Here is a 20,961-nt window from a genome sequence, read left to right as displayed (position 1 = left end):
AAATTATTTAGACGGTGGCGGCTGGAATTTTTCTTGTCAAATCAAACACTTGGAAACTGCTCGCCACCGCGCGCGGCAGACTGGCGGTTACAAATAGCGGGCCAGCAAGGCTTTGTTCAGCGCTCCGTCGAGTTCGATGCGCACGAAGTGGCCGCTGCCGGGCGCCACCTGGATTTCGCTGCCGTCATCGGCCAGCATGCGGGCGATGGTGAAGTCGCGGTTGCCGCTCGGGTGCAGGGCTTCGATGCGGTCGCCCACGGCGAAGCGGTTTTTCACTTCCACCCTGGCCCAGCCGTCGGCCACGCTCAGCACGTCGCCCACGTACTGGCTGCGGTCCGCCTCGGACGCGCCGCGCATGTAGTTCTGGTGCGCCTGCGTGTGGTGGCGCTGGTAAAAACCGTCCGTGTAGCCGCGGTTGGCCAGGCCTTGCAGCTGGCCCAGCAGGCTGATATCGAAGGGGCGGCCCGCCACGGCGTCATCGATGGCCTGGCGATAGACCTGCGCCGTGCGCGCCGCGTAGTACAGCGACTTGGTGCGTCCCTCGACCTTCAGCGAATCGACGCCGATCTTGACCAGGCGCTCGATGTGCTCGACGGCGCGCAAATCCTTCGAATTCATGATGTAGGTGCCGTGTTCGTCTTCGAGGATCGGCATCAGCTGGCCCGGGCGCTGGGCTTCTTCTATGAAGTATGGCTGGTCGGCCAGCGGGTGGCGCGGCTGCTGGTGCAGGGCGGAAAACGCATTGTTGTCGGCCTCGGCCAGCGCCTGGTGAAATTCCAGCGGCACCACCTGCATGCCGCCCAGGTCGCCGCTGGCGTCTTCCTCGGCATTCTTGACCTTGTAATCCCAGCGGCAGGAATTCGTGCACGTGCCCTGGTTCGGATCGCGGTGGTTGAAATAGCCGGACAGCAGGCAGCGGCCCGAATAGGCGATGCACAGGGCGCCGTGGACGAACACTTCCAGCTCCATTTCCGGGCAGCGCTGGCGGATTTCCTCGATCTCGTCGAGCGACAGCTCGCGCGACAGGATCACGCGCGTCAGGCCCATGCGGTGCCAGAATTTCACGTCGGCCCAGTTGACGGCGTTCGCCTGCACGGACAGGTGGATGGGAATCTCCGGCCATTTGTCGCGCACCATCATGATCAGGCCCGGATCGGCCATGATCAGGGCGTCCGGGCGCATGGCGATCACCGGTTCCATGTCGCGCAAATACGTTTTCAGCTTGGCGTTGTGGGCGAAGATATTGCTGGCGACAAAGAATTGCTTGCCGCGCGCGTGGGCGCCGTCAATTCCCTCCTGTAAGGCTTGCAAGGTCGAAAAATCGTTATTGCGCACGCGCAAGCTGTAGCGCGGCTGGCCCGCGTAGACGGCGTCGGCGCCATAGTCGAAGGCGGCATGCATCTTGGCCAGGGAGCCGGCAGGCAGGAGGAGTTCGGGAGCGTGGCGCATGGAGGAGGGGCAAAGCCGGCGATTGTAAGCGGGCGGCGAGCGCATTGCATTGCCCTGGATCAAGGGATTGCAAGGCGCTGCGGCATGCCAGGCTAGGCGGCCGGGCAGATGTTCTGGTTGGCGCGGAACAGGTTGGCGGGATCGTATTGTTTCTTGATGCGCGCCAGGCGTGGATAGTTCACGCCATACGCGTCGGCCGTGCGGCCGCTTTCATCCTCGGTCAGGAAATTGACGTAGACGCTGCCCGTCGCATACGGCGCGGCGTCGTTGAAGAAGTCGCGTGCCCAGGCGATGCAGCGCGCGTCATCGGCCGGTTCGTCCCAGCGCGTGTGCACGTTCATCACGTACAGGGCGTCGCGGTGCGGATAGGCCGTATCCTGCGGCGCCGGCCGGCTCGCCTGCGCACCCAGCAGGCCGAGGAAGATTTCGCATTGCGGCGTCGGCAGCCGGCCCGCGTGGCGGATGACGGTATCGATGGCCGCGTCGCTGAGCTGCGCGAAGTTATGCGACTTCCAGTAGTTGCGCGCGCCCGGCGTGAGCAGGGGATCGAACGCTTGCTGCCAGGCTGTGTACGGCATGTTGCCCAGGTGCATACCCAGCGGCTGGCCGAAGTGGCAGATGCGCTCGATCGCTTCCTCGATGGCCGGCGACGGCGCCGGCGAAAAGACGGGCAGCACGAGCACGTCCTGACCATGCACGTCCGTTGGCAGGAAGGGCAGCGGCGGCGCCTTGCGCAAGACGGCCCAGACGGTCAGTTCATCGGGCATGCCGTCGACGAAATCGCGGTATTTCGTCAGCACCGCCTTGGCTTGCGCGTAGGGGAAAACGATGAGTCCCGCCGTGACTTCCGGCCCGACCGGATGCAGCTGGAATTCGAAGCGCGTGACCACGCCGAAGTTGCCGCCGCCGCCACGTATGGCCCAGAAGAGGTCGGGATGTTCCGTTGCGCTGGCATGCAAGTACTGGCCGTCGGCCATGACCATGTCGGCCGCCAGCAGATTGTCGGCCGCCAGTCCCAGCGTACGACTGAGCCAGCCAAATCCGCCGCCCAGGGCCAGCCCCGCCACGCCCGTGGTGGAATTGATGCCCAGCGGCGTGGCCAGGCCGAACGCCTGCGCCTCATGATCGAAGTCGTGCAAGGTGGCCCCGCCTTCGACATGGGCGCGCCGCTGCCGCGGGTCGATATGCACCGAGCGCATGTTCGACAGGTCGATCACCAGGCCATCGTCGCACAGGGCGCTGCCGGCGATATTGTGGCCGCCGCCCCGCACGGCAAGGGGCATGGCGTGGTCGCGCGCCCAGGACAGCGCCGCGCGCACGTCCGCCGTGCCGGCGCAGCGCGCGATGAGAGCCGGATGCCGGTCGATCATGGCGTTCCAGATGGTGCGGGCGCCGTCGTAGCCGGCGTCGTTCGCTTGTAAAAGCTGACCTCTCAATGAAGCTTGCAGCGCATTGAAATGGCCATTCGTCAAGGTATTCATCATGTACCTCCCTACAGTTGCAGGTGCTTATGGCAAGAGTGACGGAAAACAGGGGGACTGTTCCGGCGCGTCGGCGCGCATGCAGCGACAGCCAGCGCGTGGTTTCATGATAGGAAGCTGCCAGGCGGTGCGCAAGCAGTGGCGCCGCTCAATGAGGAAAGGAAGTGGATGGATTGTCCTGCGCCAAGTCTCAGGCGTAAGGCGTGCCCGCCATGGCGGCGCTCAAGCCTGCGTGTCCCTGGTCCACGAGGGCCAGAAAACCGGCCTTGGCCAGCTGTGCGTCGCCGTGTTGGCGGAAGGCGCGGTGGGCCTCGATGAGGGCCGTGCTCCAGGTGGCCAGCAGCAGGCTGGCCGCCAGCCGGGCCAGGGGATCGTGCGCGTCGCGCCCGGTGCTCTCCGTCAGCGCTTGCGCGACCACGTGCGCCAGTTCGTCGCGGATGGCCCGCGCCCGCGCTTTCAGGGTCCCGCTGGCTTCGATGGTGGCGATGAAACCCTGGCCGGCGGCGGAAAACGCGATGTAGGGGCTGTCCTCGGCCACCAGGCGGTGCGCCAGCAGGCGCAGGGTTTCGATGGGGGAAACGGCGGGGTCGCGCTGGCGCAGCGCGGCGCGCAGCAGTTCGCGTCCCTCCTCCTCGCGGTCGAAGAACATGTCTTCCTTGCGGGGGAAGTGGTTGAACACCGTCATGCGCCCCACGCTGGCGGCCGCCGCGATCTCGTCCACCGTCACCTGCTCGAAGCCGTGCACGAAGAACAAGCGCGTGGCGGCATTCGAGATGGCTTGCCGCGTGGCAAGGCGTTTGCGGGAGCGGAGGTCGGCAGGAATCGTCATGTTGCTGCGATCATACACGAAGTGTACTGAGTACAGTTAATGCTTGATGGCGCGCGGCTATCGGGCATATTATTTGTGTACTGAGTACATATTTAGATTGAGTATATGAAGCCCCATCCCCCTGTCGCCGCGCTGCCCCTCATCTTCGCCACCGTCGCGCTCGACGCCGTCGGCATCGGCCTGATCTTTCCCATCCTGCCGGCGCTGCTGCGCGACGTCACGCATGCGGCCAACGTTGCGCCGTATATCGGCATCATGACGGCCCTGTACGCGCTGATGCAGTTCGTTTTCGCACCCGTGCTGGGCGCGCTGAGCGACCGCCTGGGCCGGCGCCCCGTGCTGCTGCTCTCCTTGGCGGGCGCGGCCGTCAATTACCTGTTCCTCGCGTTTGCCCCCAGCCTGTGGATGCTGCTGCTGGGGCGCGCCATTGCCGGCTTGACGAGCGCCAACGTTTCCGTGGCTGCCGCCTATATCACCGATATTTCTCCTGAAGAAACAAGGGCGCGCCGCTTCGGCTTGCTCAACGCCATGTTCGGCGCCGGTTTCATCATCGGCCCCGTGCTCGGTGGCGCGCTCGGCGATTACGGGCTGCGCCTGCCGTTCATGGCGGCGGCCATCTTGAATGCCGGAAACTTGCTGCTGGCATTGTTTGCGCTGCCCGAATCACGCATGCCCACGCGTGAAACAATCGACCTGGCGGCATTGAATCCCCTGCGTCCGCTGCGCTGGGTTTTGTCTCAGAAAAGCTTGCTGCCGATCACCGCCATCTTCTTTACCTTCAGCGCGGCCGGCGAAGTGTATGGCGTGTGCTGGGCGCTGTGGGGCCACGATGCGTTTGAATGGAACGGGCTGTGGATCGGCCTGTCGCTGGGCGCCTTCGGCGTGTGCCAGGCGCTGGCCCAGGCTTTTCTGCCCGGCCCGGCCGTGAAACTGCTGGGCGAGCGCGCCACCATCCTGGCGGGCGTGGCCTGCGCCTGCGTGGCCTTGCTCGTCATGGCCTTCGCCAGCCGGGGCTGGATGATCTTCGCCATCATGCCCGTGTTCGCCCTGGGCGGCCTCGGCGGTCCGGCCCTGCAGTCGCTGGCGACGCGGCAAGTGTCCGACGAGCGGCAGGGCCAGTTCCAGGGCGTGCTGGCCTCGTCCGTGAGCCTGGCGTCCGTGCTGTGTCCGCTGGTGTTTTCCAGCCTGTATTTCGGCTTCAGCGCATACTGGCCCGGCGCGGTCTGGCTGTCGGTGATCGTCGTGTATGCGGCGCTCGTGCCGCTCGTGCTGGCCCTGAACGTTACAACGCCAGCCCGCAAGCTGGCGTCCTGAACTATCCATCCGGCAAGACCGGCGCGCGCCTAGTGCGTGTGCGTGGCGCTGCCGCTGCTGACGGCCTGGCCGCTCATGGGCAGGTGTTCGGGCGGCATGCCGTCCTTGAACAGCTGACGCAGCTGCTGGCGCAGCTCCGGCGTGTCGTCGTGATGGTGTACCGAGACCGCGTGCTCCACGGCAATGCCCAATAGTTCTTCCTCGCTGTCGGCCGAAATGGCCACCGAGCAATGCGTGTCGCTGGGGAATTCCCGGCAATCGATGAATTTGCGCGTCATGATCGACTCCTTTCTGGAAAGAACGGGCACAGCACCCGTTCAATCTCAGTATAGGCCGCAAAGCAGCCTGGACTAGGCCGCGCGGCTCTCGCCGGCCGGCGCGTCGTCAAGACGGCGCACGCCGCCGCTGTGAGCCTGATGCGCCGCATCGGGCGCAAAATCGTTGACCTGGATCAAGCCGTCAACCAGGCGCGCATATTCCAGCAAGGTATTGTGCTCCTGGCAGCTGATGGTGCCCGCCGCCTTGGCCGCAGCCAGCCACGGCTGCATGGCGGACAGGCTTTGCGGCAGGTGCCGCAGGGCCGCGCCTTCGGGCGTGTCTTTCAGGCGCTTTTCGATGGACTGCACTTCCGGCAGCAGGGCCAGCGCCCGCTCGCCAGCGGCCACGGGATCGGCCGCATCCTGCGCCACGAAGCCGTCGGCCAGCAGGCGTTCGCGGTCGGCGCCCGGCGTTTGCATCGCTTGCGTCACTTCACCGCCGAGTTCATCGGACGGCGCACGGTGGGGCAGCCCAAACGGGAAAAGCAGCACCCGCAGCAGCACGGCCAGCACGCGCGCGGGGAAGTTGTCGAGTACGCCAGTCAGGCCCTGCTGGGCTTTCACCAGCGCGTCCTGCAGCGACCAGTGCACATAGGGCAGGTCGGCAGGCGGGCGGCCATCGTCCTCGTAGCGTTTCAGCACGGACGAAGCCAGGTACAGCTGCGCCAGCACGTCGCCCAGGCGGGCGGACAGCCGTTCGCGGCGCTTGAGTTCGCCACCGAGCACGAACATCGACATATCCGTCATGACGGCAAACGCCGTCGACAGCCGCGTCAGGGCGCGGTAGTAGGGCGCCAGTGCCGGGGCACCGGCGTCGGGCACGGCCGCCAGGCGGGCGCCGCCGAGGCCGTACCACAACCCCCGCGCCAGGTTGCCCAGCACAAAGCCCACGTGGCCGAAGAAGGCCGCATCGAAATCGCGCAGGGCCTGGCGGCCGTCGCTTTCGCTGACAGCGGCCATTTCCCTCAGTACATACGGGTGCGCGCGGATGGCGCCCTGGCCGAAGATGATCAGGCTGCGCGTGAGGATGTTGGCGCCTTCGACCGTGATCGCGATGGGGATTTGCTGGTAGGCGCTGGCGAGGAAATTGTTCGGGCCCACGCAGATGCCCTTGCCGCCGAGAATGTCCATGCCGTCGTTGACGAGCGCGCGGCCCCGTTCCGTGACGTGGTATTTGACGATGGCGGAAATGACGGCCGGCTTTTCGCCCAGGTCGACGGCGTGCGCGGCCAGGGTGCGGGCCGCATCCATCAGGTACAGGTTGGCGCCCATGCGCGCCAGCGCTTCCTGCACGCCTTCGAACTTGCCGATGGGCATGTTGAACTGGCGCCGCACGGCCGCGTATGCGCTGGTGCCGCGCACGGCCATCTTGCCCATGCCCACGCTGGACGAGGGCAGCGAGATGGCGCGCCCGGCCGCCAGGCATTCCATCAGCATGCGCCATCCCTTGCCCACTTGCGCCTGGCCGCCGATGACCCAGTCGATGGGGATGAAGACATCGTTGCCGGACGTGGGGCCGTTCTGGAAGGCGGCGTTCAAGGGATGGTGGCGCCGGCCGATCACCACGCCGTCGTGGCTGGCCGGGATCAGGGCGCAGGTGATGCCCGGTGTATCGTTGTCGGAGAGCAAGTGGTCGGGATCGCTGGTCCGGAATGCCAGTCCCAGCAAGGTCGCCACGGGTGCCAGGGTGATGTAGCGCTTGTTCCAGCTGAGGCGCAAACCCAGCGTAGGTCTCCCCTCGTGCATGCCCATGCAGACCACGCCCAGGTCGGGGATGGCGGCCGCGTCGGAACCCGCATACGGGCTGGTCAGGGCAAAGCACGGGATCTCGGTGCCGGCGGCCAGGCGCGGCAGATAATAATTTTTCTGTTCTTCGGTGCCGTAGTGCAACAACAACTCGGCCGGTCCCAGCGAATTGGGCACCATCACGGTCACGGCCAGCGCCGAACAGCGGCTCGACAGTTTCATCACCACTTGCGAGTGCATATAGGCGGAGAACTGTTTGCCGCCGTATTGCTTGGGAATGATCATGCCGAGGAAGCCCTGGCTTTGCATATAGGCCCAGGCTTGCGGTGGCAAGTCGAGTTGCTGCTGCGTTTCCCAGTCGTCGACCAGTTCGCACAGCCGTTCGACGTCATGCTCAAGGAAGTGGCGCTCTTCGGCGCTGAGCGTGGCGCGTCCATAGCCCAGCAGCCTGGACCAGTCGGGCCGGCCGGAAAACAGTTCTGCATCCCACCACGTTGTGCCCGCCTCAAGGGCGTCGCGTTCCGTGTCGGACATGCTTGGCAGGATGCGCTTGAACAAGGCCAGCAAGCGGGGGCTGATCAGGGCGCGGCGCACGGGGCCGGGCGCGAACAGTAAAACCAGGCCCGGCAGGGCCACCAGCAGTATGATCGTCAGCATGCGATATCTCCCTGTGTCATGACGACAGGGTAGGCCGAAGCGGCCGATGTTACTGTGCGGTACTGCGCATACGCGCAAAGCCAACCGGATCGGTTGGCTTTGCGTGGGAACAAGCTTGCCGGTGATCGTCGGCGCTAACGGAATTAACGTTGCGGAACGACAATGACCGTGTCGCCTGTCTTGCCCTTGGCGCCCTCATCGCCCTTGGCGCCATCGTTGCCTTGGGCACCGGCAGCACCCTTGGCGCCGTCGTAGCCGGCGGCGCCGCTGTCGCCGGTCTGGCCCGTGGCGCCCGTGGCACCGGTCGCGCCGGCAGGCGCTTCAGCGCCCGTGGCGCCCGTGGCGCCGGCAGGACCAGGCGCGCCGGCAGGGCCGGGAACGACTTGTACGACGGTCGGCGCGGGTGGCGCTTCGCGCTGGCAAGCGGTCAGGGCGAGGGTAGAGGCGAGCGCAAGCAATATCAGAGTAGGTTTCATGATGCATCCTTTGGCAGTGAGCCGTAATGTACGGAACGGCTCGACGGCGTCGGGCGCGAGTTTCGCATGGCGGTGTGGCGGGGAGAGCTGACCAAGTGGCCGTTGCGCCGTGTCGCGCAGGGCGCTGGCGGCGGGAGGGAAAGTGATGGTCTGCCTGCAGCATGGCCGCTTGGGCGGCCGCAGTCCGTTCGTTTGCGTACATAGCGGCGGGCGGGATGGCGGTTTTATGCCAGAACAAACAAAAAAGCCAACCTGAAGGTTGGCTGTGGCTGTTCAGCTGGGAGCGGCAGCACCGTGACTTGGAGCCTGGTGCTGCCCGATGCGCTTATTTAACGGTGAAACTCTTGTCGTGGCCGCCATTTGTACTCGTATAGTCTAATACGTCACGGAAGGCGAGCGAGCCGACCAGCCATTCGCCCGCTTTGGCGCCTGCGGGGATCGTCACCGTCGAACTGAAGGTGGCATGCTTCGCGTCGCCGGACGCCAGCTCCCATTGGCTGTTGATGCGGGTGCCGCCGTTGTCGGCGATGTTGTACCAATAGGGGGCGGGCAGGGCGTTGAGATTGACGCCGGTGGCGTCTGTCACGCTGACGGTGGCCGTCACCTGTTGACTTGTCTGCGAGACGTCAACGATGGCGGGGGTGACAGTGATGGCAGAAACGGCGGGCCCTGAGGTGTCGCTGAGCCCATTGCTTTGCACGGTGAAACCCTGGCTGTAGCCGCCATTTGTACTCGTATAGTCTAATACGTCACGGAAGGCGAGCGAGCCGACCACCCATTCGCCCGCTTTGGCGCCTGCGGGGATCGTCACCGTCGAACTGAAGGTGGCATGCTTCGCGTCGCCGGACGCCAGTTTCCATTGGCTGTTGATGCGGGTGCCGCCGATGTCGGCGACGTTGTACCAATGGGGGGCGGGCAGGGCGTTGAGATTGACGCCGGTGGCGTCTGTCACGCTGACGGTGGCCGTCACCTGTTGACTTGTCTGCGAGACGTCAACGATGGCGGGGGTGACAGTGATGGCAGAAACGGCGGGCCCTGACGTGTCGCTGAGCCCATTGCTTTGCACGGTGAAACCCTGGCTGTAGCCGCCATTTGTACTCGTATAGTCTAATACGTCACGGAAGGCGAGCGAGCCGACCACCCATTCGCCCGCTTTGGCGCCTGTGGGGATCGTCACCGTCGAACTGAAGGTGGCATGCTTCGCGTCGCCGGACGCCAGTTTCCATTGGCTGTTGATGCGGGTGCCGCCGATGTCGGCGACGTTGTACCAATGGGGGGCGGGCAGGGCGTTGAGATTGACGCCGGTGGCGTCTGTCACGCTGACGGTGGCCGTCACCTGTTGACTTGTCTGCGAGACGTCAACGATAGCGGGGGTGACAGTGATGGCCGACACGTTGGGGCCGGAGTTGTCGACGGCGCTGGCGGTGACAGTAACAGTTGCGTCCGCACTGCTCGCCTTGCCATCGTTGACGATGAGTTTGGCTACATACAAACCGCTGGCATCGGCGGTAAAGGTGCTCTTGGCCGAGCTGGCGGAAGACAAGGTGGCCTTGCTGTTCGCCGGTTTTGTCGTCAGCTCCCAGGCAAAAGTCAAGGCATCGCCATTGGCGTCCGAACTGGCGCTGCCATCGAGTTCCACCACGCTGCCGGACAGCACCTGTTGCGCGTAGCCCGCGTGCGCAACCGGCGCCGCATTGGCCGTGCTGGCTGTAACGCTGACCGCTGCCGCGTTGCTGCTGACCTTGCCGTCGTTGACGACGAGGCTGGCAACATAAGTGCCAGCCACATCCACCGTGAACGTGGGCCTTGCTGAGGTCGGCGACGACAAGCTTGCCGTGCTGCCTGCCGGTTTGGATGGCAGGGTCCAAGCATAGCTGAGCGTACGGCCTGCATCCGCCGAGCTGCCGCTGCCATCGAGCGTGACGACAGTCCCCGTCACCACGCTTTGTAGCGGTCCCGCCTGGGCGACAGGGGGGACGGTCGCAATATCGGCGATGACTTGCTTGATGGCGTCTGTATTGGTGATCTTGGCCAGCGCGGTGACGACCTGGGTGAGGCGGGCGGCGTTGATTTTTACTCTGAGCGCATCCAGAAGCCTGTCCTGCGCATCGCCGCCGGCCGGGTTGCCCTGCGTCGCGGCTTTCAATGGCGTGGCAAGGAAATCAACGAGCGGACTCGTGTCGACGACACCGTTGAGTACCGTCCCCACATCAGCCTGTGCTGCCTTCACTGCAGTGGTAGTGACCTTGTTGTTGGCAATAGTGGCGTCAAACGCGGCAAAGAAGACCGTCGGTTCGCTCCCCAGTACCCGCGCCGTCAGCATTTCGGTTAGTGGCGTTATGTTGGCAGTGGCGGCGCTGCCGCTTCCCAGCACGAGCGTGTGTAATTTTGAGCCATCCGCCGGATCGGTGATCTGGAGCAGGCACGGTAGTTTTCCGCCGGCTACGGCAAGGCTGTAGCTGCCGTCAGCCAGCGTCGTGGCGTTGCCGGTGCCTGTCTGGCATTTGGCAGTAATAGTGGCGCCAGCAATGGCCTTCCCCGTTGCGGCAGTGCCGTTGACTGTTAGACTTGTTGGGGTGACAGGAGCCGGTGACGAGCCACCACCGCCGCCGCATGCAACGAGCATGCACGAACTAAGTACAGTTGCCAGTATCTTCATTGAATCTATCCATTTCTAATTTTTAAGTGATGCCTGTGCTTGCGTCGTACTGAAATGGCCTGGTTTTGCCAGGGTCAGGCTGTTGATGTAAATTATATATCTTTTGAGCAATATTGCTTGTTTCAAATCCGAGCCGATGAATTGGACGAAGGCGTGCCCCACCACAGCGTTGGGCAAGCTATCGCTGTGCGTAACGCTGCGTGACTGGCGATGGGGCCGAAGCGAGAGCGGGCAACGCTGAAAAAAAAGCCAAGCCGAAGGCTGGCTTTTTGCTATGTACGGCTGAATTGCTGGTGGCCCGGAGCGAAATCGAAATAAGGATTTTCAATTCCGATGTTGATTGACGTTAAATGAATGACGCTTTTATTTGTATTCAAGATCATTCCTGAATCCCCGAGTGCGGTGTGGGCACATCAAACCATAGTTGATAAAGAGCAACGATCTCTCATTTCTACTTGCCAGCTTCGACCGCGATGAGACAGATGCGGTGCATGAAAAAATGTTTGCAAAGGTTAAGGCATGGGTGCCAAGTACCGAATAAGCTTGCACTCTGATTTGAGGTGGTCGTCCTCCGCGGCGACGGAAGGCGTGGCGTGAATGAGCTTTAAGTCGACACGTTTGTATGGCAGAGCAAATAAACGCTGAGCAATAAGAGGAGTTGCCCGAAGTACGGTGGCCTACCGGACACCATGGATGGAGCGGGGCAAAGACTTTTGAGCCGGTAAACAAAAAAGCCAACCCGAAGGTTGGCTTTTTGCTATGTGCTGCTGAATTCTTGGTGGCCCGGGGCGGAATCGAACCACCGACACAAGGATTTTCAATCCTCTGCTCTACCGACTGAGCTACCAGGCCAAGGCGGCGAATTATAGCAGAAAGACTTTCCACCTGACCAGAGCTAGCTGTGTTCAAATGCAACAGATGGCCAAAACATGGTGTTTTGGCATCCTTGTATGACCTGAAGGGATGTGGCGATGCAGCGACGTATTGGAGTGCAGGGCCTGGCGGCTGCGGGCTTGTTCAGTTTGTTTTGCGGTACGGCGCGGGCCGATGGGCTGGCCGATCTGAATGCGGCGCTGGCGCGGCTGCAGGGACAAACGCCCGTGAAGGCGCAGATCGAATCGAAAACCTGGCGCCGCGAGGGAGAGGGCAAGGCGGCGGAAGACGATAGCGGCCAGGCCACGGTGGCGGTCGAGGGCGGGCCGGCGGGCTTGCAAGTGCTCTATGGCAAGGATTTGCTGGCGAAAGTGGAAGCCGAGCAGCGCGCCAAGGTGAAAGATCCGAAGGTCAAGGCGCCGATCGGCTTTGCGCTGGGAGAAATGAAGGCGGCGGAGTTGCGTTCCATGGTGTCGGCGGCGGACTCCCTGTCGCGCGAGATCGAGGAAGCCGTGTTCAGCGGCGAGAAAATCGATAGCTACAAGGGCAAGCCGGCGCGCCTGCTCAGTTTTACCTTGTCGCTCGACAAGGTGCCTGAGAAAGACCGCAAGTATGTGAAGAAGTTCGACGGCGGCATCGACGTGTGGATCGCCGCCGACGGCACGCCGCTGGCCAGCCATTTTCACTTCGATGTGAGCGGGCGCGCCTTTGTCGTCATCAGCTTTACGCAAAAGACAGACGAAACGCGCCAGTATGGCGTCAGCGGCGACCGCTTATTGTTGCTGCGCAAGGAAAGCAGGAATGCCACCTCGGGCGCGGGCGAGAAGGTGGACAGCAAGATCATCAAGACCTTGCAGCTGCAGTCCTGACTGGTTGCAGAACCCCAACAGCCGCTGATCCAGCGGCTTTTTTACATGGCCGAGCTGCCGCCCAGGCCGCTCTTTTGCAGCACGCAGCGTCCCGCCTCACAGGTGGCGCCCGGGTCCGTGACGATGGAGCAGGTCGACATCATGCCGTCCGCCTGCTGCTGCTTGCGGCTGGCCTCGGCTTGCGCCTGGGCCAAGGCCTTGAGTTTCTTGCCGTCATTGCTTTTGCTGGACCAGGCCAGGTAGCGCTCGGGGCCGCCGCAGGCCTTGGCGCCGATGGCAATGGTTTGGCATTGCTGGGTGGAATCGCAGGAGGCGGCGCCCACTTCCGCCTGGATTTGCGCCAGCAAGCCGGCATTGCCCGGCGCGGGCGGCGCATCTTGTGCGGGGGCGCTGCCGCAGGCGCTGGTGGCCAGCAGCAGGATGCCGGCGCACGCGGCGCGCAGCAGGGGGAAATAGGTGGAGGTATGCATGGCTTCATCATGTGCCACGATTGCTGAAATGGCAAGCGCGATTCGCGTGCTGGCAGATGCTTGATCCCGGTCATTTTCATTGCCAACCAGTCAAAGTTAATATAAATCAACATCCAACCTGCGATGTACGGGTGGCAACCGGGCCGGTGCGCTGCATTCCCGCACCGGTACGCGCCGCCGATTCGGGAATGCTTAAGGAGCTTATATGCGCCGCACCATGTCACCCTTCCTCTTCATCGCCAGCCTGGCTTTCGGCAGTGTCCTGCAGGCCGCCGAGAAGGAGCCGATCCAGCCTATCATTGCCGCCAAGGTCGCCAATCCGGCGATGGTCGAGCTGGGCAAGAAACTGTTTTTCGATCCGCGCCTGTCGCGCTCGGGTTTTATTTCCTGCAACAGCTGCCACAACCTGAGCATGGGCGGCACGGACAATATCAAGACTTCGATCGGCCACAACTGGCAGCGCGGACCGATCAATTCACCCACCGTGCTCAATGCCGGCATGAACCTGGCGCAGATGTGGGATGGCCGCGCCAGGGATTTGCAGGAGCAGGCGGGCGGCCCCATCGCCAATCCCGGCGAGATGGCTTTTACGCACGAGCTGGCCATTGACGTGCTGGCCTCGATTCCCGCCTACCGCGCGGAATTTCGGCAAGTGTTTGGCCAGGATAAGTTGACTATCGAGCAAGTCACGCGCGCCATCGCCGCCTTCGAGGAAGTGCTGGTGACGCCCGGTTCCCGCTTCGACCAATGGCTGATGGGCAAGAAAAGCGCGCTGACAAAAGATGAGCTGGCCGGCTACCAGCTATTTAAATCCAGCGGCTGCATCGCCTGTCATAACGGCCCCGCCGTGGGCGGCAATTCCTTCCAGAAAATGGGTATCGTTGCGCCGTACAAGACGGCCATGACGACCGAGGGCCGCGCGGCCGTGACGGGCAAGGATGCCGACCGCTTCAATTTCAAGGTGCCGACCCTGCGCAACGTGGAATTGACGTATCCCTACTTCCACGATGGCGAAGCGGCGACCCTGACGCAGGCCGTTGACGTGATGGGACGTCTGCAGCTGGGCCGCACCTTCACGCCCGATGAAAACGCGAAACTGGTCGCCTTCCTGAAGACCCTGACGGGCAGGCAGCCGCACATCGTGCTGCCGATCCTGCCGCCATCGAGTGACACGACGCCGCGGCCCGTGCCGTTTGACTGAGTGCTTGCCAACCCGTCGGCAGGGGCCGGCACCGGACTTTTTGCTGTGGGGTTAAAACAATGCCCGCGTTTGGCGGGCATTGTGATTGCTTCGTTTACTTCAGCGTGCGCTGGAACAGCTGATAAATGCGGCGGTACTCGTCATACCACGCTTCCGGCTGCACGAAGCCGTGGCGCTCCATCGGGTAGCTGGCCATTTCCCAGTTGTCCTTTTTGAGCTCGATCAAGCGCTGCGACAGGCGCACGGAATCCTGGTAAAACACGTTATCGTCGATCATGCCGTGGGCGATCAGGAGGTTGCCCGTCAGCTTGTCGGCGTATTCGATCGGCGACGAAATTTTATACGCCTGCGGATCGACGTCCGGCGTGTTCAGGATGTTGGCCGTGTATTCGTGGTTGTACGTGGTCCAGTCCGTCACGGGACGCAGGGCGGCGCCGGACTTGAAGATCTCCGGCGCGCGCATCAGGGCCATCAGGCTCATGAAGCCGCCATAGCTGCCGCCATAGATGCCCACGTTCTTGATGTCGCCCTGGTGCCGGGCTGCCAGCCAGTTGGCGCCGTCGATGAAGTCTTCCAGTTCCGGATGGCCCATCTGGCGGTAGATGGCCGTGCGCCAGGCGCTGCCATAGCCCATCGAGGCGCGGTAGTCGACGTCGAGCACGATGTAGCCTTGCTCCACCAGCAGGTTGTGGAACATCTGCTCGCGGAAATACACGGGGTAGCGCTCGGTCACATTCTGCAGGTAGCCGGCGCCGTGGGCGAACATGACGATAGGATACTGCTTGCCCGCTTCCAGCTGCCTTGGCTTGTACAGCTTGGCCCAGATCGGCGCCGCGCCATGCGTGGACGGCACTTGCACCAGTTCCGGCATGACCCAGTTGCGCGCCTTGAAGGCCTCGCTGCGCGTGTCCGTCAGGATGGTCGCCTTGCCGCCGGAGACAGGAATCGTGGCCAGCTGGGCCGGCAGGTAGCTGGTCGAATAGCGCAGCAGCAGCTTGCGGCCATCGGGCGACAGGCCGAAGTTTTCCACGCCTTTCAGATTCGTCACTTCGCGCGCGCCGCCATCGCTGGCCGTGCTGGCGCATACTTCATACGTGCCAGGTGCCTGCCGGTTGCACATAAAATAGGCATTCTTGCCGTCGCGGCTCCATTCGACGGCGCTCACTTCCCATTTGCCTTGCGTCAATGCGCGCGCCGGGGCCGCGCCCGTTTTCGCGTACAGGTGGGCGTAGCCGCTTTCCTCGGACAGATACCACAGGGTGGCGTTGTCGGGCAGCCAGCCGAATTCCTCGGCGCGGCGGTTGACCCAGGCCGTGTCGCTGATGCGGTGCGCCGGCACCAGGGCGGCGTTGGCCAGGTCGACGGTGGCGAGCCAGCCGTCCTTGTTGTCGATGGCGCGCACGCGCACGGCAACCTTGCTGCCGTCGGCGCTCCAGGCGATGCCGTCGCGCTGGGCGTCGATGCGCACGGGACGGTTGCCTTTCAGCGGCGGCAGCTTCTGTTCGTCGCGCAGGGAGGCCAGCGGGTCGGTGGCGATGCCGGGCAGGCTGTCGAAGGCGATGTCGCGCACCTGGCCCGTGCGCAAGTCCGCCAGTTTCAGGCTTTGCGCGATCGGCATGTTGCGGCCCACGCGCGTGCGTTCGTCGTCCGCTTCCGGGTAGCCCGTTTCCGTGACGTAGCGGGCCAGTTTGCCCAGCTTGCCCTTTTCGGCGGCCTTGTCCTGCGTGACGAACAGCAGCCAGCGGCCATCCGGCGACAGGGCGCTGCCGGAAATCGTCACTTTATCTCCCAGGTAGATCGGTTCCGGCGCGCGCGTGGCGTCCAGGCGGCGCTCTTCGTGGCGGCGCTCGCGGCTCGCATCGCGGTCTTGCTTCTGGCGCGCCAGGTTGACGATCAGGCGCAGCTGCAGCTCGCGCAGGGCGTCCGCTTCCGGCCTGGCGTCCGGGTCCTTGGCCGCGCGCAGCAGGGCGACGGGGGCGCTCAGGCGGTCAGCGCGGCTCCAGCTGAACCAGTCGTTGCCGCTGCGGTATTGCACGGCGCCGCCGTCGGCGCAATACTGCGGGTCGCTGATGGCGGAGACGCCCCGCGTGATCTGGATCAAGGCGCCGTTTTTCAGGTCGCGCTCGAACAGGTCGCCGTTGCGCAGCAGGATGGCGCGCGTGCCGGCCCGGTTGACGACCATTTGCTGGCCATCGAGGTTCGCCAATTGCGCATCGTCAACCTTCTTGCCGCTATTGAGCGTGGCGTTTGCACCGGCTACCTGAAACGTGTCGCGCAGGGGCGAACCGAGGCGCTTTTGCTTGTAATACAGCTGGCCATTCCAGCCCCACCATGCCGCTTCGACGGGGGTGCCGATCCAGTCGGGATCGGCCATGGCCTGGTCCAGCGTGATTGGCGTGGGGACAGCGGTGGAAGGGGCCGCATGGGCGGCGGGCAGGGCGGCGGCCAGCAAGGTGAGCAGCAGAGGACGGGCCAACAGGGGAAGAACCAGACGCATCGGGGATCGCTTTAAGAAAAGGGGATGGTGAAGGTGCAGGCTATGAGGCCGGTATTCTAGCGGAGGAGTTTCACGCAGGAAATGTCGGAAAGCTAAGTCCTGGGCACCGCCAGCCAGGTGACAAAGTCATCGAGCGGCATCGCTTGCGCATACAGGTAGCCCTGCAAGCCGTCGCAATCATGGGCGATCAGGAAGTCGGCCTGCTCCTGCGTTTCGACGCCCTCGGCTACCACGCGCAAGCCCAGGTGGCGCGCCATGGCCAGGATGGCTTGCACGATGGCCGTGTCGTGCGCGTTGCGCGGCGTGTCGTCGATGAAGCGCTTGTCGATTTTCAGTTCGTACAGCGGCATCGAGGTCAGGTAGGCGAGGCTGGAATAGCCGGTGCCGAAGTCGTCGATGGAAAAACGGATGCCCAGGGCGGCCAAGTCGCGCATGCGCGCCAGCGAGGCGTCGCGCTGGTCGATCAGCAAGCCTTCCGTCAGCTCCAGGATCAGGGCGGCGGCCGGCGTGCCGTGTTCGGCCAGCGCCGCCTGCACGCGGGCGGCGAAATCGGGCTGGCGGAACTGGGCCGGGCTGACATTCACGGACAGGGCGACGGGCTGCCCGGCCTGCGCCAGCACCGTGGCGGCGCGGCACGCTTCGCGCAGGGCCCAGTTGCCCAGTCTGACGATCAGCCCCGATTCCTCGGCGATGGGGATGAAGACGTCCGGCGCGATATGGCTGCCGTCCGCCTGCGGCCAGCGCATCAGCAATTCGGCGCCCGTCACCCGGCCGTGGCGGTCGACCTGCGGCTGCGCGTGCATGCGCAGTTCGCCCAGGTCGAGGGCGCGCGCCAGCGCCCGTTCCAGCGTCAGGCGGCGCTCCACGCCAGCCTGCATGGCCGCTTCAAAGAAGGCGATGCCGTTGCGCCCTTCCGCCTTGGCGCGGTACATGGCGATGTCCGCTTCGCGCAGCAGGTCGTGCGCCTGCAGCTGCGCTTTCGGCAGCAGGGTCACGCCGATGCTGGCCGAGCAGTGGTAGGACTGGCCGGCGATGTCGAAGTCGCGGGCGATGGCGGCGCGGATTTTTTCGGCCACCTGGGACGCCGGGCGGGCGGCGCTGTCCAGGTCATCGGCCAGGTGCGCCAGCAGCACCACGAATTCATCGCCGCCGATGCGCGCCACGGTGTCGGCCTTGCGCATCAGCTGCGCCAGGCGTTCGCCGGCCATGCGCAGCAGCGCGTCGCCGGTGGCGTGGCCGCGCGCGTCGTTGATGTGCTTGAAGTGGTCGAGGTCGATGAACAGCAGCGCGCTGATGGTATGGTCGCGCGGCGCGGCGGCCAGCAGGTGGTCGAGGCGGTCCATCAGCAGGCGCCGGTTGGGCAAGCCCGTCAGCACGTCGTAGAAGGCCAGGCGGTGGATGTCCGCTTCCGATTTCTTGCGCTCGCCGATTTCCCGCTCGACGGCCACCCAGTGCGTCTGCCTGCCGTCCGCATCCGCAAACGGCACCAGCTCCGCTTCCACCCAATACGCCTTGCCGGCCTTGTTGTAGTTCAGCAACTCCGCCCTGGCCGGCTGGGCGCTGGCCATGGCGGCGGCGACGCGCGCCAGTTCGTCCGCGTCGGTGGCAGGGCCCTGCTGGAACAGCAGGCTGCGGCCCAGTACCTCGGCGCGCGCATAGCCGCTGCTGCGCTCGAAGGCGTCGTTGACGAAGATGATGCGCGTGGCCGGCGCCGCACCGGCGCCGAGGGAGGGGGCAGGCGGGGCGTCGGCCACTTCGGCGATCATCACCATGTCGTTCAGGCGGGCCAGCGCCGTGGCCGTCAGGCGCAGCTCGGCGTTCAACTGCGACAGGGCCTGGCTGCTGTCTTCCAGGTGGCGCAGCAGGAAGGCGCAGGACAGGGTCAGCACGGCGGCGATGAACAGGAAGTTCAGGGCCACGATCAGGGCGCGCAGCACGGGGGAATCGGGCGTGCCCGGCAGGCGCAGGGCGACGTCGGGGTGCAGGCCGAGGAAAAAAATGGTCAGCGAGGTCAGGACCAGGGTCGACAAGGCTGGCCGCATGCCCAGCAGCAGTGCCGCCAGCACGGGCATGAGCATCATGTAGATCTGGCTGACGGGACCGATTTTCAGCAGCAGGCCCACGCCTACCAGGTAGGCGACGATGAGGAATTGCCACACGCGCCAGCGGTAGGGCATGGCGCGCAGATGCCAGAGGACGCCGATCCAGCCGATGCCCAGCAAGTCGAGGGCGACGATGGACCAGATCGCTTCGCTGGCGGCCAGCAACGCACTGGGAATGGCCGTGACGAAGCCGAGCAGCAACACCGCCTGCAGCAGGCGGTCAAAGACCTGGCCGCGCCAGTGCGCGAGATCGTTCGACGCCGCCACGCTGCCGTCCTTTCTCCAGAATGCCGTGTAACCGTACTGAGCAGTAGGTTGATTAAATACTACGCGCTATCTTTCTCCATGTCATCTTGATCATTCATCATGATCGCCGGCGTTCAGCGTTCAGTGTTGCCGGCCGATTCATTGATCCATTGGTAGGGCATGATCACCTTGCAGGCAACGGGCTGGCCGTCCAGTGTTTCCGGCTGGAAAATGCATTTGGCCAACGCATCGCGGGCCGCCTCGTCGATGGCGGGATAGCCGCTGGACCGGATGACTGCCGCTGCGCTGACCTTGCCGTCTGCCTGCACCGTGCAGTGCAAGGTCACCCGGCCTTGGGCGCCGCGCCGTTTTGCGCCCGCGGGCCAGGCTGGCGGCGTGCAGCCGGCCGGCATGCTGGCCGGCGGAGGAAGGAGACAGGCGACAGGGCAAGAGGCAACTCCAAATGGTGGGAGCAAAAAAAAAAGCCAGCCTTCAGGCTGGCACTGCGCGGTGAAGCGCACAGTGGCGCTTCGAACCGGCGCTTATTTCTTCGGTGCGCTCAGGCATTCTTTCATGAAAGTCTTACGGGCGTCGCCCTTCATGTCCTTGGCGTCGGCATTGCACGCCTTCATCTTGTTTTGCTGGGTCATGGCCGGCGCCGGCTTGGCGCTCAGGCATTCCTTCATGAAGGTTTTGCGTTCATCGCCTTTCTTGCCAGCGGCATCGGCATTGCAGGTGGTCATTTTCGATTGCTGCGCCGTCTTGGCGACGGGCGCCGCTTCCGGTGCGGCGGCAAAGGCGGTACCGGCAAACGCGGCGGCGATGCAGAGGGCGATTAATTGTTTCATGGCAAATCCTTGTAGACGCTGGCGGTGGAAGGGGGCATGCAATCGGCACGGAAGTGCCGATATGCAAAACGTAACTAACTATATGACATTTATCAACAAGATTTCGAATTGAGTGTGTCTTTTTGTTACTGCCAGGCGCCAGGCGCCCGCCCGCTGGCCAGGGCCGCCATTCTGCGGCGGCAGCGGTCCCATTTTTTGCTATGCTAGCGTCTTTCCACCGGCCGATGCCGCTGCCTTGGCCGGCGCACCCTCAATACGGAGTAGTTATGGTCTCGTTGCAAGAGCAGTTTTTAAAGGCCGGCCTGGTCGACAAGAAGAAGGTCAAATTGGCCAACCAGGACAAGAGCAAGCAAAAAAAGGACGAGCGCAAGAGCGGCACGCAGAGCGTCGACGAGGTGCGCCTGGCCGCGCTCGAGACGCAGCGCAAGAATGCCGAGCGCGCACGCGAACTGAACGCCCAGCGCGATGCGGCCGCCAACCAGAAAGCCATCGTGGCGCAGATCGCGCAAATGGTGCAAAAGAACCGCCAGAGCAAGGGCAACAACGGCGACGTGCCATATAACTTCACGTTCAACAACAAGATCGAGCGCATCTACGTGACGGCCGCCGTGCAGGCGCATCTGGTGGCGGGCCGCCTGGTGATCGTCTGCCTGGGCGGCGCCGTGGAACTGGTGCCGCGCATCATCGCCGACAAGATCGCCGAACGCGACCCGGCCATCGTCGTGCGCGTGAAACAGGCCAGCACGGAAGTGGACGAAGACGATCCGTACGCGGCGTTCCAGATTCCTGACGATTTGATGTGGTAAGGCCGCGCTTGCAGCATTGAGACACGAATGCAGATGCTGCAAGCAAGAAAATAAGAGCAATCGCTGAGGCTGCTCAAGGTCGGCACAGCCCAGCGCGGCATGCTGTGGGAATCTTCCCATC

General features: G+C 64.0%; 16 protein-coding genes and 1 tRNA gene. 4 read left to right on the top strand and 13 right to left on the bottom strand.

Features of this window, described 5'->3' with window-relative positions:
• Positions 1–87: 87 nt before the first annotated feature.
• The 3 genes from trhP to AC07VI_RS22540 all read right to left on the bottom strand — a co-directional run bounded on the left by trhP (position 88) and on the right by AC07VI_RS22540 (position 3,759).
• Positions 88–1,449 (bottom strand): prephenate-dependent tRNA uridine(34) hydroxylase TrhP, encoded by a 1,362-nt coding sequence (trhP, locus tag AC07VI_RS22550; protein WP_492992385.1) that lies wholly within the window; start codon positions 1,447–1,449, stop codon positions 88–90.
• A gap of 92 nt (positions 1,450–1,541) precedes the next feature.
• On the bottom strand, positions 1,542–2,930 hold the full coding sequence (locus AC07VI_RS22545) for an FAD-binding oxidoreductase (RefSeq protein WP_492996247.1): 1,389 nt from the start codon (positions 2,928–2,930) through the stop codon (positions 1,542–1,544).
• Positions 2,931–3,120: 190 nt separating this feature from the next.
• Positions 3,121–3,759, bottom strand: a complete 639-nt coding sequence (locus tag AC07VI_RS22540; RefSeq protein ID WP_099375290.1) for a TetR/AcrR family transcriptional regulator — start codon at positions 3,757–3,759, stop codon at positions 3,121–3,123.
• Between the two features lie 105 nt (positions 3,760–3,864).
• On the opposite strand from AC07VI_RS22540, the gene AC07VI_RS22535 reads away from it, so the two are divergent.
• On the top strand, positions 3,865–5,073 hold the full coding sequence (locus tag AC07VI_RS22535; protein WP_086145576.1) for a TCR/Tet family MFS transporter: 1,209 nt from the start codon (positions 3,865–3,867) through the stop codon (positions 5,071–5,073).
• Positions 5,074–5,102: 29 nt separating this feature from the next.
• Here the strand turns inward: AC07VI_RS22535 and AC07VI_RS22530 are convergent, their stop codons facing one another.
• The 5 genes from AC07VI_RS22530 to AC07VI_RS22510 form a co-directional block, all read right to left on the bottom strand.
• The gene (locus AC07VI_RS22530; protein WP_086145577.1) at positions 5,103–5,351 is read right to left on the bottom strand and encodes a DUF1059 domain-containing protein; all 249 of its coding nucleotides are present in this window, start codon (positions 5,349–5,351) and stop codon (positions 5,103–5,105) included.
• A 72-nt stretch (positions 5,352–5,423) separates the two neighbouring features.
• Positions 5,424–7,793 (bottom strand): acyl-CoA dehydrogenase, encoded by a 2,370-nt coding sequence (locus AC07VI_RS22525; RefSeq protein ID WP_086145578.1) that lies wholly within the window; start codon positions 7,791–7,793, stop codon positions 5,424–5,426.
• Positions 7,794–7,936: 143 nt separating this feature from the next.
• Positions 7,937–8,269 (bottom strand): hypothetical protein, encoded by a 333-nt coding sequence (locus AC07VI_RS22520; RefSeq protein WP_099375231.1) that lies wholly within the window; start codon positions 8,267–8,269, stop codon positions 7,937–7,939.
• Positions 8,270–8,594: 325 nt separating this feature from the next.
• Positions 8,595–10,928, bottom strand: a complete 2,334-nt coding sequence (locus AC07VI_RS22515) for a PKD domain-containing protein (protein WP_492992388.1) — start codon at positions 10,926–10,928, stop codon at positions 8,595–8,597.
• A 776-nt stretch (positions 10,929–11,704) separates the two neighbouring features.
• Positions 11,705–11,780: transfer RNA gene (locus AC07VI_RS22510), tRNA-Phe, on the bottom strand.
• A gap of 119 nt (positions 11,781–11,899) precedes the next feature.
• On the opposite strand from AC07VI_RS22510, the gene AC07VI_RS22505 reads away from it, so the two are divergent.
• Positions 11,900–12,670, top strand: coding sequence for a hypothetical protein (locus tag AC07VI_RS22505; protein WP_226936316.1), 771 nt, complete (start codon positions 11,900–11,902; stop codon positions 12,668–12,670).
• A 41-nt stretch (positions 12,671–12,711) separates the two neighbouring features.
• On the opposite strand, the gene AC07VI_RS22500 is transcribed toward AC07VI_RS22505, so the two are convergent.
• Positions 12,712–13,140 (bottom strand): hypothetical protein, encoded by a 429-nt coding sequence (locus tag AC07VI_RS22500; RefSeq protein ID WP_099420872.1) that lies wholly within the window; start codon positions 13,138–13,140, stop codon positions 12,712–12,714.
• A 205-nt stretch (positions 13,141–13,345) separates the two neighbouring features.
• On the opposite strand from AC07VI_RS22500, the gene AC07VI_RS22495 reads away from it, so the two are divergent.
• Positions 13,346–14,341 carry a cytochrome-c peroxidase gene (locus AC07VI_RS22495; protein WP_086145583.1) on the top strand — a complete coding sequence of 332 codons (996 nt, stop codon included), beginning with the start codon at positions 13,346–13,348 and terminating at the stop codon, positions 14,339–14,341.
• A 94-nt stretch (positions 14,342–14,435) separates the two neighbouring features.
• On the opposite strand, the gene AC07VI_RS22490 is transcribed toward AC07VI_RS22495, so the two are convergent.
• From AC07VI_RS22490 to AC07VI_RS22475, 4 genes are all read right to left on the bottom strand, one after another.
• On the bottom strand, positions 14,436–16,838 hold the full coding sequence (locus tag AC07VI_RS22490; protein ID WP_492992391.1) for a S9 family peptidase: 2,403 nt from the start codon (positions 16,836–16,838) through the stop codon (positions 14,436–14,438).
• A gap of 92 nt (positions 16,839–16,930) precedes the next feature.
• A complete protein-coding gene (locus AC07VI_RS22485) occupies positions 16,931–19,207 on the bottom strand; it encodes a putative bifunctional diguanylate cyclase/phosphodiesterase (RefSeq protein WP_492992393.1) in 2,277 nt (758 codons plus the stop codon).
• Between the two features lie 113 nt (positions 19,208–19,320).
• Complete coding sequence (locus AC07VI_RS22480; RefSeq protein WP_086145586.1) at positions 19,321–19,599, bottom strand: energy transducer TonB; 279 nt, start codon at positions 19,597–19,599, stop codon at positions 19,321–19,323.
• A gap of 129 nt (positions 19,600–19,728) precedes the next feature.
• Positions 19,729–20,034, bottom strand: a complete 306-nt coding sequence (locus AC07VI_RS22475) for a PsiF family protein (RefSeq protein WP_492992395.1) — start codon at positions 20,032–20,034, stop codon at positions 19,729–19,731.
• A gap of 266 nt (positions 20,035–20,300) precedes the next feature.
• On the opposite strand from AC07VI_RS22475, the gene AC07VI_RS22470 reads away from it, so the two are divergent.
• Positions 20,301–20,840: a DUF2058 domain-containing protein gene (locus AC07VI_RS22470; protein ID WP_034753528.1), complete on the top strand. Its 540-nt coding sequence runs from the start codon at positions 20,301–20,303 to the stop codon at positions 20,838–20,840.
• Positions 20,841–20,961 lie beyond the last annotated feature (121 nt).

It is taken from the genome of Janthinobacterium sp. GW821-FHT03A03 (genome assembly GCF_059421435.1).
Note: the sequence above shows the minus strand (reverse complement) of the source record. Positions and strands in the feature narration are given on the sequence as shown.